General features: G+C 63.3%; 18 protein-coding genes and 1 pseudogene. 12 read left to right on the top strand and 7 right to left on the bottom strand.

Going from position 1 to position 14,088, the window contains the following annotated elements; genetic code table 11:
• Positions 1–53: 53 nt before the first annotated feature.
• The 6 genes from ACVILH_RS03495 (at position 54) to ACVILH_RS03470 (ending at position 3,927) form a co-directional block, all read left to right on the top strand.
• A complete protein-coding gene (locus ACVILH_RS03495) occupies positions 54–248 on the top strand; it encodes a twin transmembrane helix small protein (protein ID WP_006610578.1) in 195 nt (64 codons plus the stop codon).
• 55 nt (positions 249–303) lie between these two features.
• Positions 304–876, top strand: a complete 573-nt coding sequence (locus ACVILH_RS03490; protein WP_456711634.1) for a cob(I)yrinic acid a,c-diamide adenosyltransferase — start codon at positions 304–306, stop codon at positions 874–876.
• A 118-nt stretch (positions 877–994) separates the two neighbouring features.
• On the top strand, positions 995–1,744 hold the full coding sequence (locus ACVILH_RS03485) for an electron transfer flavoprotein subunit beta/FixA family protein (protein ID WP_456711633.1): 750 nt from the start codon (positions 995–997) through the stop codon (positions 1,742–1,744).
• Positions 1,744–2,679 carry an FAD-binding protein gene (locus ACVILH_RS03480; protein WP_434917877.1) on the top strand — a complete coding sequence of 312 codons (936 nt, stop codon included), beginning with the start codon at positions 1,744–1,746 and terminating at the stop codon, positions 2,677–2,679. Before ACVILH_RS03485 ends, ACVILH_RS03480 begins: the two co-directional genes overlap by 1 nt.
• A gap of 98 nt (positions 2,680–2,777) precedes the next feature.
• Positions 2,778–3,656, top strand: coding sequence for a 3-hydroxybutyryl-CoA dehydrogenase (locus ACVILH_RS03475; RefSeq protein ID WP_456711632.1), 879 nt, complete (start codon positions 2,778–2,780; stop codon positions 3,654–3,656).
• Between the two features lie 73 nt (positions 3,657–3,729).
• On the top strand, positions 3,730–3,927 hold the full coding sequence (locus ACVILH_RS03470; RefSeq protein WP_456711631.1) for a putative motility protein: 198 nt from the start codon (positions 3,730–3,732) through the stop codon (positions 3,925–3,927).
• A gap of 223 nt (positions 3,928–4,150) precedes the next feature.
• Here the strand turns inward: ACVILH_RS03470 and tlpA are convergent, their stop codons facing one another.
• Positions 4,151–4,840, bottom strand: a complete 690-nt coding sequence (gene tlpA / locus ACVILH_RS03465; RefSeq protein ID WP_456711630.1) for a thiol:disulfide interchange protein TlpA — start codon at positions 4,838–4,840, stop codon at positions 4,151–4,153.
• 97 nt (positions 4,841–4,937) lie between these two features.
• On the opposite strand from tlpA, the gene argH reads away from it, so the two are divergent.
• The 3 genes from argH (at position 4,938) to lysA (ending at position 8,241) form a co-directional block, all read left to right on the top strand.
• Positions 4,938–6,329: an argininosuccinate lyase gene (gene argH / locus ACVILH_RS03460; protein WP_456711629.1), complete on the top strand. Its 1,392-nt coding sequence runs from the start codon at positions 4,938–4,940 to the stop codon at positions 6,327–6,329.
• A gap of 83 nt (positions 6,330–6,412) precedes the next feature.
• Entirely contained in the window at positions 6,413–6,706 is a 294-nt protein-coding gene (lptM, locus tag ACVILH_RS03455) for an LPS translocon maturation chaperone LptM (RefSeq protein WP_456711628.1), read from the top strand.
• Positions 6,707–6,975: 269 nt separating this feature from the next.
• Entirely contained in the window at positions 6,976–8,241 is a 1,266-nt protein-coding gene (gene lysA, locus ACVILH_RS03450; protein ID WP_456711627.1) for a diaminopimelate decarboxylase, read from the top strand.
• A gap of 154 nt (positions 8,242–8,395) precedes the next feature.
• Here lysA and ACVILH_RS03445 read toward each other — a convergent pair whose 3' ends face one another.
• A complete protein-coding gene (locus ACVILH_RS03445) occupies positions 8,396–8,692 on the bottom strand; it encodes a HigA family addiction module antitoxin (protein ID WP_456711626.1) in 297 nt (98 codons plus the stop codon).
• A 43-nt stretch (positions 8,693–8,735) separates the two neighbouring features.
• The gene (locus ACVILH_RS03440) at positions 8,736–9,020 is read right to left on the bottom strand and encodes a type II toxin-antitoxin system RelE/ParE family toxin (protein ID WP_456711625.1); all 285 of its coding nucleotides are present in this window, start codon (positions 9,018–9,020) and stop codon (positions 8,736–8,738) included.
• 210 nt (positions 9,021–9,230) lie between these two features.
• On the opposite strand from ACVILH_RS03440, the pseudogene argC reads away from it, so the two are divergent.
• The 3 genes and pseudogenes from argC (at position 9,231) to ACVILH_RS03425 (ending at position 11,766) form a co-directional block, all read left to right on the top strand.
• Positions 9,231–10,215: pseudogene (argC, locus tag ACVILH_RS03435) on the top strand (N-acetyl-gamma-glutamyl-phosphate reductase).
• A 230-nt stretch (positions 10,216–10,445) separates the two neighbouring features.
• Positions 10,446–11,270 carry a hypothetical protein gene (locus tag ACVILH_RS03430; RefSeq protein WP_456711624.1) on the top strand — a complete coding sequence of 275 codons (825 nt, stop codon included), beginning with the start codon at positions 10,446–10,448 and terminating at the stop codon, positions 11,268–11,270.
• Entirely contained in the window at positions 11,245–11,766 is a 522-nt protein-coding gene (locus ACVILH_RS03425) for a type II toxin-antitoxin system VapC family toxin (protein WP_456711623.1), read from the top strand. The genes ACVILH_RS03430 and ACVILH_RS03425 overlap by 26 nt, the downstream gene beginning before the upstream one ends.
• An 18-nt stretch (positions 11,767–11,784) precedes the next feature.
• On the opposite strand, the gene ACVILH_RS03420 is transcribed toward ACVILH_RS03425, so the two are convergent.
• From ACVILH_RS03420 to ACVILH_RS03405, 4 genes are all read right to left on the bottom strand, one after another.
• A complete protein-coding gene (locus ACVILH_RS03420; RefSeq protein WP_456711622.1) occupies positions 11,785–12,429 on the bottom strand; it encodes a hypothetical protein in 645 nt (214 codons plus the stop codon).
• 60 nt (positions 12,430–12,489) lie between these two features.
• A complete protein-coding gene (locus ACVILH_RS03415; protein ID WP_456711621.1) occupies positions 12,490–12,837 on the bottom strand; it encodes a hypothetical protein in 348 nt (115 codons plus the stop codon).
• Positions 12,838–12,866: 29 nt separating this feature from the next.
• Positions 12,867–13,139, bottom strand: a complete 273-nt coding sequence (locus ACVILH_RS03410; protein WP_456711620.1) for an addiction module protein — start codon at positions 13,137–13,139, stop codon at positions 12,867–12,869.
• 668 nt (positions 13,140–13,807) lie between these two features.
• Positions 13,808–14,080, bottom strand: a complete 273-nt coding sequence (locus tag ACVILH_RS03405) for a hypothetical protein (RefSeq protein WP_456711619.1) — start codon at positions 14,078–14,080, stop codon at positions 13,808–13,810.
• Between the last annotated feature and the right edge of the window lie 8 nt (positions 14,081–14,088).

Raw genomic sequence — 14,088 nt, 5'->3', positions numbered from 1 at the left:
GGATGCCCCGATCCGGCATGGCGCTCCTGCGTTCGCGGTGTTATCTAACACCAATGGCTTCACTTCTCGGTAAATTCATCCTTCCGATCGCGGTCGGCGCGGTCGCCCTGGTGCTGTTTCTCGGCCTCGTCAACATGACGCGCGGCGGCTCGCCGAACCTGTCGCAGAAGCTGATGCGCTGGCGGGTGATCCTGCAGTTCGTGGCGATCGTCATTGCCATGGCGACGATCTGGGCCATGGGGCGCTAAGACGGGGCGCTGAGATCGGGCCCTGACGTCGAGACAAGGATATTGAGATTTCACCATGGTGGTTCTGAATCGCATCTACACGCGGACCGGTGACGACGGTACGACGGCGCTCGGCAATGGCGAGCGGCGGCCGAAATTCGATCTGCGCGTCTCCGCCTACGGAACCGTCGATGAGACCAACGCCGCGATCGGCGTGGTCCGGCTGCATCTGGCCGACGCGCCCGACATCGATGCGATGCTCGGGCTGATCCAGAACGATCTGTTCGACCTCGGCGCCGATCTCGCCGTGCCGCAGCGCGAGGGCAAGGCGGAGCGGCTGCGCGTGGTGGCGAGCCAGGTCGATCGCCTGGAGCGCGACATCGATACGTTGAACGAGAAGCTCGCGCCGCTCACTTCGTTCGTGCTCCCCGGGGGAACCCCGGCGGCGGCGCACCTCCACGTTGCCCGTACTATTTGCCGCAGGGCGGAACGGATCATGGCGGAACTCGCTTCCCGTCCGGACGAGCCGGTCAGCGAGGCTGCCATTCGTTACATGAACCGGCTGTCGGATTTCCTGTTCGTGGCCAGCCGCGCTGCAAACCGGAACGGTGCCGGCGACGTGTTGTGGGTGCCGGGGCAAAACCGTTAACCCGGGGGCGTGCGGGGTGGCGTTTTTTCGCCCCTCGCGCGTTGACCGGGGGGTACGGGCGCTTTAGGTTCCGCGCCCGAAAGATCAACCCCGGAAGATATAGAGCGAAAGAGGATCGATGAAGGTTCTGGTGCCGGTCAAGCGGGTGGTCGACTACAACGTCAAGGTCCGCGTCAAGAGCGACGGATCGGGCGTTGAGCTCGCCAACGTCAAGATGTCGATGAATCCATTCGACGAGATCGCCGTCGAGGAAGCGCTGCGGCTGAAGGAAGCGGGCAAGGCGACCGAGGTTGTCGTGGTGTCGATCGGGCCCGCGCAGGCGTCCGAGACGATCCGCACCGCGCTCGCGATGGGCGCGGATCGCGGCATCCTGGTCAAGGCCGAAGGCAATGTGGAACCGCTCGCGGTCGCCAAGATCCTCAAGACCGTGGCGCAGGAAGAGCAGCCCGGACTCATCATCCTCGGCAAGCAGGCGATCGACGACGATAGCAACCAGACCGGCCAGATGCTGGCCGCGCTGCTCGGCTGGGCGCAGGCGACCTTCGCCTCCAAGCTCGAGGTCGAAGGCTCCGACTTCAAGGTCACCCGCGAGGTCGATGGCGGCCTGCAGACCGTGAAGCTGAAGGGACCGGCGATCGTCACCACCGATCTTCGCCTCAACGAGCCGCGCTACGCGTCGCTGCCGAACATCATGAAGGCGAAGAAGAAGCCGATCGCCGAGAAGACCGCCGCCGACACCGGCGTCGATCTCACGCCGCGGCTCGAGGTGATCAAGACCGCCGAGCCGGCGGGCCGCAAGGCCGGCGTCAAGGTGAAGGACGTCGCCGAGCTCGTTTCCAAACTCAAAACCGAGGCGGGGGTGCTCTGATGGCCACGCTGCTGATTGCTGAACACGACAATGCCGGGATCAAGGACGCGACCAACAAGGCGCTGACGGCGGCTGCCGCGCTCGGCGCCGATGTCGACGTGCTGGTCGCTGGCCAGGGTGCCAAGGGCGCGGCGGAAGCCGCCGCCAAGCTCGCCGGCGTGAAGAAGGTGCTGCTGGCCGATGATGCGGCCTACGCGCATGATCTCGCTGAGCCGCTCGCCGATCTCGTCGTCAAGCTCGCCGCGAACTACGACGCGGTGGTCGCGCCCGCGACGTCGCGATTCAAGAACGTGATGCCGCGCATCGCCGCCCTGCTCGACGTGATGCAGGTGTCGGAGATCATCAAGGTCGTCGCGCCCGACACGTTCGAGCGGCCGATCTACGCCGGCAACGCGATCCAGACCGTGAAGTCCAAGGACGCCAAGAAGGTCATCACCGTCCGCACTTCTACGTTCGCAGCCGCGGGCGAGGGCGGCAGCGCGTCGGTGGAGAGCGTTGCTGCGGCCGGTGATCCCGCGCTGTCGAGCTTCGTCGGCGAGGAGGTCGCCAAGAGCGATCGTCCCGAGCTGACCTCGGCCAAGATCATCGTCTCCGGCGGCCGCGCGATGCAGAGCCGCGAGAACTTCGCCAAGTACATCGAGCCGCTGGCGGACAAGCTCGGCGCCGGCGTCGGCGCCTCGCGCGCCGCGGTCGATGCCGGCTACGCGCCGAACGACTGGCAGGTCGGCCAGACCGGCAAGGTCGTCGCACCGGAACTTTACGTGGCCGTCGGCATTTCAGGCGCCATTCAGCATCTGGCCGGCATGAAGGACTCCAAGGTGATCGTCGCGATCAACAAGGACGAGGACGCGCCGATCTTCCAGGTCGCCGATTACGGCCTGGTAGCGGATCTTTACCAAGCGGTGCCCGAGCTGACGGACGCGCTCGGCAAGTAACGGTGTGAACACCGGCCGCATGGGACCTTGGCGGCCGGTGTTCCTTCTTCAAGGGGTTGGACGGGCATCTGCAGTGCGCCGTCCCGGTGGATGACAACATGGCTCAGATCAACAAGCTCGGTGTGATCGGCGCAGGACAGATGGGCAACGGCATCGCGCATGTCGCGGCGCTGGCCGGTCTCGACGTGGTGCTCAACGACGTCACGTCCGATCGCTTGAAGTCGGGCATGGCCACCATCAATGGCAACCTGACCCGCCAAGTGGCGAAGAAGGTCATCACCGAGGACGCCCGCGGCGAGGCGCTCAAGCATATCTCGCTGACGGACACCCTTGACGGCCTCGCCGATTGCGATCTTGTGATCGAGACCGCGATCGAGAAGGAGGACGTCAAGCGCAAGATCTTCCACGACCTTTGCGCCGTCCTGAAGCCGGAGGCGATCATCGCCTCCAACACCTCGTCGATCTCGATCACGCGGCTCGCCGCCTGCACTGATCGCCCCGAGCGCTTCATCGGCATCCATTTCATGAACCCGGTTCCGCTGATGGAGCTGGTGGAGCTGATCCGCGGCATCGCCACCGACGATGCCACCTTCGAGGCGGCCAAGGAGTTCGTCGGGCGGCTCGGCAAGCAGGTCGCCGTCTCCGAGGATTTCCCGGCCTTCATCGTCAACCGCGTCCTGCTGCCGATGATCAACGAGGCGATCTACACGCTGTATGAAGGCGTGGGGAATGTCGAGGCGATCGATGCGGCGATGAAGCTCGGCGCGCATCATCCCATGGGCCCGCTCGAGCTCGCCGATTTCATCGGCCTCGATACCTGTCTGTCGATCATGCAGGTGCTGCATGAGGGCTTGGCCGATTCCAAGTACCGGCCGTGCCCGCTGCTGGTGAAATATGTCGAGGCCGGCTGGCTCGGCCGCAAGACGCAGCGCGGCTTCTACGACTATCGCGGCCCCAAGCCGGTGCCGACCCGCTGAAACAATCTGATACGATCCATACGCTTCGTTAAGGCTGATCGGCTACCGTTCAGCTCAGACGAGGTATGTGCGTATGGATATGAGCTTGGTGGCTGCGGTCATGGCGCAGCAGGCGAGTGCGACCCAGCAGCAGGTCGCGATGTCGGTGTTGAAGCAGAATTTGAACGCGCAGAAGGACGCCGTCCTGACCCTGCTCGGCGGCGCCCAGCAGACGCTGTCGCTCGCCAATGTCGGCCCCGGCGTCGGCGGCAACCTGAATATCGCCGCCTGAGCGCGACGGGCGCTCGACGTTTTATTCACCTCGGTGGCATCGGCGAAGGCACCACCTCTCCCGACGGGAGAGGTCGGATTGCATCGTCAGATGCAATCCGGGTGAGGGCTTTCGGTGCAGAGCGTGCGCGAGGATAGACCCCCTCACCCGATCGCTGCGCGATCGACCTCTCCCCGGTGGGGAGAGTGGACGGAGCGTCTGGCCGGGGTGGCGTTGCCGAGTGTCAGAACCCTGCGGCGGCCTTCGACGACGCTGCCTGGATCAGCTTGAGCGCGTCGGCGCTGTCCCATTCGGCGGGGCCGGCGATGGTGGCGATCTCGCAGCCATTGCCGTCGACCAGCACCGAGGTCGGCATGCCCAGCGCGCGGCCGACCGCCTTCAGATCCTGGAACACTTTTGCCTTCGCGTCGCTGAAATAGGCGAGCTGCGTCAGCTTGGCATCGCTCAGGAACGCCTTCGGCTTCTCCGGGTCGCGGGTATCGATGTTGACCGCGACCACCTGGAAGGCGTCGCTGCCGAGCTTGGCCTGCAGGCCGTCCAGCGCCGGCATCTCCTTGCGGCAGGGCACGCACCAGGTCGCCCAGAGGTTCAAGAGCACCGTCTTGCCGCGGAAATCCGACAGTTTTGCCGGCTTGCCCGCGGCGTCCTCGAACGCGAGGTCCGGCAGCCGCAGCGGCGCCTTGGCGGGGGTCAGCGCCGCCACCTCGCCCTTGATCAGCGGCGCCAGCCGTGCGGCGGTGTCGACCGCCGCCTGGCAGGCCTGGTCGCCGGCCGGCTTGCCCTTCAAGAGCCCCCCGAACGAGGCCGCCGCGATGCCGGCCACGGCAACCGCCGCTACGGCGACGGCGATCAGCACGGTTCGGCCGCGCGAGGCGGGGCGGGCGGGGGACGTCTCTGGCTTATCGTTTGTCATCTCGGGTCGGTTGCGGCTATCAGAGGCGCGAATTTCGGGGCCACCAAAATGGTGTGTCCCATCCAGACGCGGTCATCAAGGTTGAAGAGCGGCAGGCATGAGCAACAAGATGTGGGGCGGCCGGTTCACGGAACGTCCCGACGAGATCATGGAGGACATCAACGTCTCGATCGACGTCGATCGCCACCTCTACGCGCAGGACATCGCTGCGTCCAAGGCGCACGCCGCCATGCTCGCCGCCCAGGGCATCATCACCGCGGGTGATGCGAAAAATATCGCCAAGGGTCTAGACACGATCCTGTCAGAGATCACCAAGGGGTCGTTCGCGTTCAAGCGGGCGCTCGAAGACATCCATATGAACGTCGAGAGCCGGCTGTCCGAGCTGATCGGCCCCGCCGCCGGCCGGCTGCACACCGCGCGTTCCCGCAACGACCAGGTCGCGACCGATTTCCGCCTGTTCGTCCGCGACACCATCGACGACATCGACGCCGCCCTCGCCGCATACCAGCAGGCGCTCGCGACCCGCGCGCTGGAATTCGCGGGCACCGTGATGCCCGGCTTCACCCATCTGCAGACGGCGCAGCCGGTCACCTTCGGCCACCATCTGCTGGCCTATGTCGAGATGGCCGGCCGCGACCGCGGCCGTTTCCTCGACGCCCGCAAGCGTCTCAACGAGTCCCCGCTGGGCGCCGCCGCGCTGGCCGGCACCTCGTTCCCGATCGACCGCCACGCGACCGCCGAGGCGCTCGGCTTCGACCGCCCGATGGCCAATTCGCTCGATGCCGTCTCCGACCGCGACTTCGTGCTGGAGACGCTCTCGGCCGCATCGATCTGCGCGGTGCATCTGTCGCGCTTCGCCGAGGAGATCGTGATCTGGACCTCGCCGCTGGTCGGCCTGATCAAGCTGTCGGACAAGTTCACCACCGGCTCCTCGATCATGCCGCAGAAGCGCAATCCGGACGCCGCCGAGCTGGTCCGCGCCAAGACGGGGCGCGTCATCGGTGCGCTCAACGGGCTCCTGATCGTCATGAAGGGCCTGCCGCTCGCCTATCAGAAGGACATGCAGGAGGATAAGCAGGGCGCGATGGAGGCCTTCGCCGCGCTGTCGCTCGCCATCCGCGCCATGACCGGCATGGCGCTCGACCTGGTGCCGGACGAAGCCCGCATGAAGGCCGCCGCCGGCGAGGGCTACGCCACTGCCACCGATCTCGCCGATTGGCTGGTCCGCACCCTCAAGATGCCGTTCCGCGACGCCCATCACGTCACCGGGCGCATCGTCGCGCTCGCCTCGAAGCAGGGCGTGGCGCTGCACGAGCTGCCGCTCGAGGCCATGCAGGAGTTCGAGCCCAAGATCACCGCCGACGTGCTCGGCGTGCTCAGCGTCGAATCCTCCGTGAAGAGCCGCACCAGCTTCGGCGGCACCGCGCCGAAGAACGTCGCCTCCCAGGCCAAGGCCTGGCTGAAGCGGCTGGAAAAGCAGCGAAAGTAGGGCCTCCCTCCAACATTTGATCCCCCTGGCGTGGCTCTCCGGCACTCGTCAGGGCGGATCAACCTCTGTATGGTGCCGCCCGCATGGGGATTTCACACGTGACTAGCGCTCGCCGTCCAACCTCCGCCGCCCGGATCGTTCTCGTCCTGGGCGCCTCCGCGCTCCTGCTCGCCGCCTGCGGCCGCAAGGCCGGGTTGGACCTGCCCGCCAATTCCCCGCCGGCCCCGCAGCTCTCCGCCGCGCCCACCGACACCGCGATGGAAAACGCCGCCAAGCCCGGCGTCTTCAACTCCGGCTACGGCTCCGACGGCGCCCCCGCCGCCTCGCGCGGCCAGAAGAAACCCTTCATCCTGGATCCGCTGCTCGACAGCAAATAGGGCCTGCTCCGCGGGCGATGCTTCACCCTCCCCTGGAGGGGGAGGGTCGGCTCGCGTTGAGCGAAGCGAAATGCGAGGCGGGGTGGGGTGATCTCTCCACGCGCACCGCGGTCGCGGCTTCACCCCACCCCGACGCCCGTCGCTGACGCGCCGCGCGTCGACCCTCCCCCTCCAGGGGAGGGTGGCCGCCCGAATTGACAATCCCTGCCATTTCCCGGCAATTCGCCGCCACAATCACTCACTCGCAAGCCGCGCGCGGACACGAACCCATGAACCATTTCGACTACCGCGACGGCGTGCTGCACGCCGAGGCTGTCAATCTCGCCGAGCTCGCGAGCCGCGTCGGCACCCCGTTCTACTGCTACTCCACCGCCACTTTGGAGCGGCACTACCGCGTGTTCGCGGACGCCTTCGCCGGGCAGGACGTGCTGATCTGCTACGCGATGAAGGCCAATTCCAACCAGTCGGTGCTGCGCACTTTGGCAAAGCTCGGCGCCGGCGCCGACGTCGTCTCCGGCGGCGAATTGAAGCGGGCGCTGGCCGCTGGCATCCCCTCGCGCAAGATCGTATTTTCAGGCGTCGGCAAGACCGAGGCCGAGCTGCGCTCCGCGCTCGCGGCCGACATCCACTGCCTCAACATCGAGTCCGAGCCCGAGCTCGATCTGCTGGCGCGCCTCGCCGTCGAGACCGGCCACACCGCCCGCATCTCCATCCGCGTCAATCCGGACGTCGATGCCGGCACGCACGCAAAAATCTCGACCGGCAAGTCGGAGAACAAGTTCGGCATTCCGCTGGACCACGCGCGCCGGGTCTACGCCCGCGCGGCCAAGATGCCGGGCATCAAGGTCACCGGCGTCGACGTCCATATCGGCAGCCAGATCACCGATCTCGGCCCCATGGAGACCGCGTTCCGCATATTGACTGAATTCGTGCAGACGCTGCGCGCCGACGGCCACGACATCTCCCATGTCGATTTCGGCGGCGGCCTCGGCATCCCCTATCACATGGACCGCGCCGTGCCGCCGGAGCCATCAGCCTATGCCGCGATGGTCAAGCGCGTCAGCCACAATCTCGGCTGCACCCTGATGTTTGAGCCCGGCCGCATGATCGTCGGCAATGCCGGCATCCTCATTGCCAAGGTGATCTATGTGAAGCACGGCGAGGCCAAGAACTTCGTCATCATCGACGCCGCGATGAACGACCTGATCCGCCCGACGCTCTACGAGGCGCATCACGACATCTTGCCCGTGAAGCAGGCCGCGCCGAACGCGCCGTCGTTCATCGCCGACGTCGTCGGCCCGGTCTGCGAAAGCGGCGACTACCTCGCGCTCGACCGCGCGCTGCCCGAGCCCGCGCCCGGCGACCTCCTCGCCATCATGACCGCAGGCGCCTACGGCGCCGTGCAGGCCTCCACCTACAACACCCGCGCGCTGGTCCCCGAGGTGCTGGTCAAGGGCAACCAGTCCGCCGTGATCCGCCCGCGCATCGAGGTCGAGCAATTGATCGCGATGGACACGCCGGCGCCGTGGCTGTGAGGGCAGGCTGACGCGCAAGCCGCTCGTGCGGTTGCGCTCTCCAACGTGCCAATGACGTCGACGGACGGCACTGCGATCGCGTTCTCACCCTCCCCCTCCAGGGGAGGGTGACTGCGCGTTGATCTCGAAGGTGCGCTCTTCGGCCCAGTTGGGCTCACACCGCTTCGTAAGCCGCGATCTTTTCGATATCAGGCGCGAGCATGTCTTCCGCGGTTTCGAGATCGTAGCGGGCCTGCATGTTCATCCAGAATGCGCCACCGGTCTTGAAGAACTTGCCGAGCCGCAGCGCGGTGTCGGCCGTCACCGGTTTCTCTTCACGCGCGATGCGTTCGATCCGGGTGCGCGGCACGTTCAGCGCGGCGGCGACCGCATAGGGCGTGAGCTTGAGCGGGACGAGGAATTCTTCCCGCAGGATTTCACCGGGATGAACCGGCGGAAGTTTCTTCGCCATCTGAGTTCTCGCTTGTCCATGGCCACGTCGGGCCTGTCCAGATCTAGTGATAGTCGATGATCTCCACATCCTCAGGACCGGCGTCGGTCCATCGGAACACGATCCGCCACTGATCAATGATGCGGATCGAATGCTTGCCCGCAAGGTCGCCCTTGAGAGCCTCGAGGCGATTGCCGGGAGGCGAGCTCAGGGCTTGGAGTACCTCGGCCGAGTCCACCATGATCAGTTTGCGGCGAGCGATCCGGGCGAGATTGGTCGGGAAACCCTTCGGCACAACGCGGCCCTGAAGGATCGGCTCAGCCAACTTCCCCTTGAAGCTCCGGATCACCGCGATTTCCTACCACTTCGCGCTCTCTGCCGTAAGGTTTTCGTATCACGCGGAGATACCAACGCATGGTCTGGAACGAACGGAAACCCCGCTACCGAAAAGACAATGCGCAAACAGGCGGATTGGATCGTGATGCGATCCCGTAGAACCGCATCACGATCCAATGGTAAGACGCGCAAATTCAGTCCCCCCACCACGAGGACCCCACCCATGAGCATTCGCGTCGGCATCGTCGGGATCTCCGGTTTTGGCGGCGGCGAGGCGATGCGCCTGGTCGCGGGACACCCTTCGTTCGAGCTGGTCTACGCCGCGGGCGAGGGCAGCGCCGGCCAGCTTCTGGCGGAGCGCTTCCCCGGCGTGCCGGCCAAGCTCGCCGATCTCGTGATTGATTTAGATCGAGAAGTGGGACCTTGCGCGCCTGCCGCAGCTCGACGTTCTCTTCGCCTCGCTCCCCACCGGCGCCTCGCGCGACGCGCTGGCGCGCATCCCGCGCGAGGTGAGGATCGTCGACATCGGTGGCGACCACCGCTACGCCGACGGCTGGACCTACGGCCTCGCCGACGTCTGGCCCGAGGCGATCGCGGGCAAGACCCGCATCGCCAATCCCGGCTGCTTCCCGGCGGCGGCGCTGACCGCGCTGGCGCCGCTCCTGGCCAACAGGCTGATCGCGTCCGAGAACATCGTCATCGATGCCAAGACCGGCATCTCCGGCGCCGGCCGCGGCGGCGGCGCGGGCTTCGGCTATGCCGAGAGCAACGAGAACCTGATCCCCTACGGCCTGCTCAAACACGTCCACATGCCCGAGATCGAAAGCACGATCGCGCGGATCAGCGGCGGCAGCGCCGCCGGCCTCGTGTTCACGCCGCATCTGGTGCCGATGACCCGCGGCATCCTCGCCACCATCTACGCCCGCGGCCGCGCCACGTCAGAACAGTGCCTGGACGCCGCCCGAAGCTTCTACGCCGGCCGCACCTTCGTCCGCGTCACCGACAAGCCGCCGCAGACCAAATGGGCCACCGGCTCCAACCTCGCCTTCGTCAGCTACGCCGCCGACCCCGAGCGCAATCTGGTGATCGCGCTCGGCGTCGTCGACAATCTCGGCAAGGGCGCCGCCGGGCAGGCGGTGCAGAATGCGAATCTGATGTGCGGGCTGCCGGAGACGGCGGGGCTGGAGGGGGCGCCGGTTTGGCCGTGAGGGTGACTGCGACGAGACTGCGATGGGTCTGTCTCGGATCGCTGCTGAGCAGCCTATTGTGATCGATACGGTGTGCCTTGGATAGTCATGAGAGGCATATGAGCTTCTCCGCAATTATGGTATTATGAAACCTTTCTGGAGTTGAACCTATAATGAACGCTATCCCGTGGTATGATTGAATTGCGATCTATGTACAGGGACTTCCTCCAGGCTGCAAAAGAGGTCGTTTTGTGACCCGCATTCGGCTCAAAATCGAGCTCAATCCCGGCGGCGAAGGAGTCCGTCTGGACAAGCTCGCCAAGATTTCTGGTGAACTAGAGAAGTTCATTCGTCTGCTGGCTACAGACGTTGGAGCTTCTCCGCAATTGGGCGATTTTGTTGCCAAGAATTTCTATGAGGGGTCTTTTGGCTCTGTCGTCGAGTACGCCAACAATGTCGATCCCGCTGCGGTAGCGAAATTCAACAACGGGCTCCGGTTCTTCTCTGATTTCGCAGATCCGCACGGGTACATCAACGGAGAGTTCAGTCCCAGTACGGTCCGTCAATTTGTCGAACTTGGGACGGTTATAGATAGCGACGAAATAGTAAAGTTAGGCATTGTAGATGCCGATGCTCCGCTTGAAAGTGTTGAATGGAAGAGTATTTCGAAGAAGACCACGCTCAATGTAGATGCTGCCTACAATGTAGATTACAGGTACGAAGGAACTCTGCAGGGAAGGCTAGGTACTTGGTACAAAGATTCTAGCTATTTCAATTTGCGTGAGTTGGTGTCGAATGAGCTAGTTAAGTGCTTCTACAAGACCGAGATGTATGATCAAATCTATCGACTATATGAGGATAAGGATGCGGTCGTAAACCTCTCTGGCTCCGTCGTCGCTGAGCGCGCTACTGGCCGAATTAAGGAGGTGCGTGTGAGTTGGGCGAAGTCTTACGCGCCGTTATCCGATGCCGAGTTCGATAAGTTTTTTGGTCTGGCGCCCGATCTTACTGGCGACCTGACAACCTCCGAATTTATTGACAAGATGCGCGATGGCGAAGCCGAAGATCTACATTGATGCTTGCTGCCTGATCGAGGCGCTAAAGAAGCAGCGAGGGCTGCCTCTGACGCATCCGCTTTCCGAAGTGGACATGATTGAACGAACCATGCGTGCGGCTAGAGAGGGGGAGGTCGAGCTTCACACGTCCATGATTACGATCGGAGAGGTTATTCACTTGGGTGACAAGCCGCCGCCAGCGGACCTAAAGCCCCAAGTTGAGAGGCTGCTCTTGTCTGGACGAGACGGCATCATCACTACTGCAACATCTCCGTTGATTGTTCTGCTGGCACGCGACTTGGCTGTCGTTGATGGCCTGTGGGAGAAAGTTGCAGACCGCATACACATCGCTACCGCTTTGACGGTTCAAGCCGTCGAGTTCTTTAGTGTCGATGGACGGCTTGCTAAGCGTCTCGGCAAATCTGAAGTCCGAGGATGCCGGGTCATCTCGCCATCCTCTTCAGCCCTGCTGCCAACGAAGTACCTTCAAGATGACTTCTTTGGCAAGGTTGAGTGATCGCCGGATAAGGAGAGCTTAGACTAGTCGAAGCTCCTTAGGAGAAATCAGCTCAGAAAAATCAGTCGGCTCGGCTTTGTCTTCCGCCGAAGTGTTGGCGGACTCTACGGCGCTCTCGATGCGTCCGTGCCAAGTATGGGCAATAGTCGCTATTTTATCACTATGGGCTCCAAGAGTCGGCAGGTTAATGGTCGACCACTCCTGAAGGTGCTTGTCTCCCTTAATGCTCCCAGGGAAACGGAAAGTCTGGCCATCGGTCGTGTCCACTTCGTCGATGCACCTTACGACCTTCTCGAAATAATCCAAATCTTCACTGGTTGTTTCGATAAGCCCCAACAGACTTTTAGCTGCACGCCAATTCTTGCTAAGGGCATGCTTGGTCTTAAATTTGTGAGTGGTGCCTTTGACTTTCGCCAGATCGGTGATGACGTATTTGAGGTAAAGTTCGATGGCGTGACGGAAATTGAAGCATATTGGATAGACAATGAGGTCTATATGGTTGCCTTCGTCTTGGAGGTTGTCGATAAGGGTTTTAGTCGCCTCGAAGTAGCCCTTCGCGTAGTCGTAGAGATCGTATGGACCGCCGTTGTTGCCAACGCACGCGTTGAGCGGGTCTGCGTCCACGTGCTTAAAAACGTCGTTTTGTTTGAATGGCGTCGTCATGCGTCAGGTCATATAACTTAGGGCACATCTTATCGGTTTGCGAGCAAGCGGGCGTCGTGCCTAATGGGGGTCGTGCTTCGCCTTCGCCAATTCATCAGCGACAAGCTGGTGATCGCTTAGCTTCAGATCTCGTGCATCGAAATTTAGAAGCCAAAACGGTCCCGTGCCTCGATCGGTCTCGACCCACTCCTGTTGTTCGCACTTTTGCTGCATTACAACAGTGATCGCTTCAAGGTTGCTAGTTACTAGCGTGTGACGCTCCAGATCGGTCAGATGGGGGCGGTGCCGAAAATAATCATCAAGCGGTTCGCGCGGGATCTCGTAGATGACCCGGCGCTTGCCAAAATAGCCACCCACCTTGACAAGGTTGCTTTGTGGCTTGTCTACCTCGACATCAATCAGCTTCATGGTCTGGCACCTCAATAACACGTCACTGATTACGGTGCACTAAACAGGGCGTCGAGACGCGCCTCGAGTTCGCTGAGCGGCACGCCCTCGCCGTGTTCGATCTCGGCGATGGCCTCGGCCAGCAGCGGCTTGGTCCATTCCAATTCGTCATGCGCGTAACCGAGCGCGGCGGCCCGCTGCGCAAGTTCGGCTTCCTGCACCGGAGTCAGTATCACGCCTTCGGCAGACAGACTGTCCCAGAGGTCGGTCAGGAGGTCGAACCGCTCCTGAGGGGTGAGGGCGGCAATGTCTTGGGGCGTCATGGGTGCAGAGCCTCCGGTCTCGTCACACTGCTGGACTATACCGCCTTCGGCGCGGGCACGCGAGCGGCTCTCGGCAAACGAAAATAATTTGGCGCTCTACTTCAATATCCCTATTGCGCATTATCCGAAATCATGCTCTACTCTCCGCATCCCGTCCCGCTGAGGGGGCGCTTCGCGATCGTCACGGACGTCGGGTGCGGGATGCGGTGGGCGCATCGGGACGCAGCGTGGGCTTGCTCGCGCGGACGAACGATCCCGGTGCGACGAGGAAGTCGCGTGGTTCTGGCATCCCGGTGCTGATGCCAAGTGGGCGAGGACGTGTCGTCCGCGACGGGGCCAACAAGCCGGTCCCCGGGAAGAGCGCGTATAATTCGTAACACCATCGCGCAGGGAAGGCCGGGTGATCTCGGCTGAGCCTGTGGTTCTGCCGCGTGCTTATGTGTTGCACGCGGACCGCAGGTGCCAGTCGGCACCTGGCCTTCCCTGCGCCCTCTGTTGGAGGAGGGTCATCTCTGTTTGCAAAGCTCGGGCGAAACAGGCCGCGAGAACGGATCATCACGGCTGCATGCGGGAGCGATGACGGCGCGCGTCACGCGATGCAAGGCTTCGGCGACATCCTCGTCGGGGCAGGGGGCACGGCACAGGGGGCACGGGAGTTGTGCAGGACGTTACTTTTGTCCGACTCCGAGCAGGCTCAGGATCAAAAAGCACGCGCCGAACACGAGCAAGCTATAGATCAGCCGCAGGCGGGCGGCGTTGCCATCCGCCGTCCAGAGGCCGGGAATGAAGAGAATGAGCGGGCCCAGCAACGACGTGAGCCATGTGCGGTTGTCAGGTCGTTCGTTTTGCAACATGACGAAGAACGAGTAGATCGCGACCACCACGGCGACGAGTCCTCCCAACAAGCAGATCGGCGCGACTGCCACGAGGAGGAGGTTCATGAGGCCTG

This window comes from Bradyrhizobium sp. USDA 4353 (assembly GCF_054063215.1).
The sequence above is the reverse complement of the archived record's forward strand: the minus strand, read 5'-3'. Positions and strand labels throughout refer to the sequence as shown.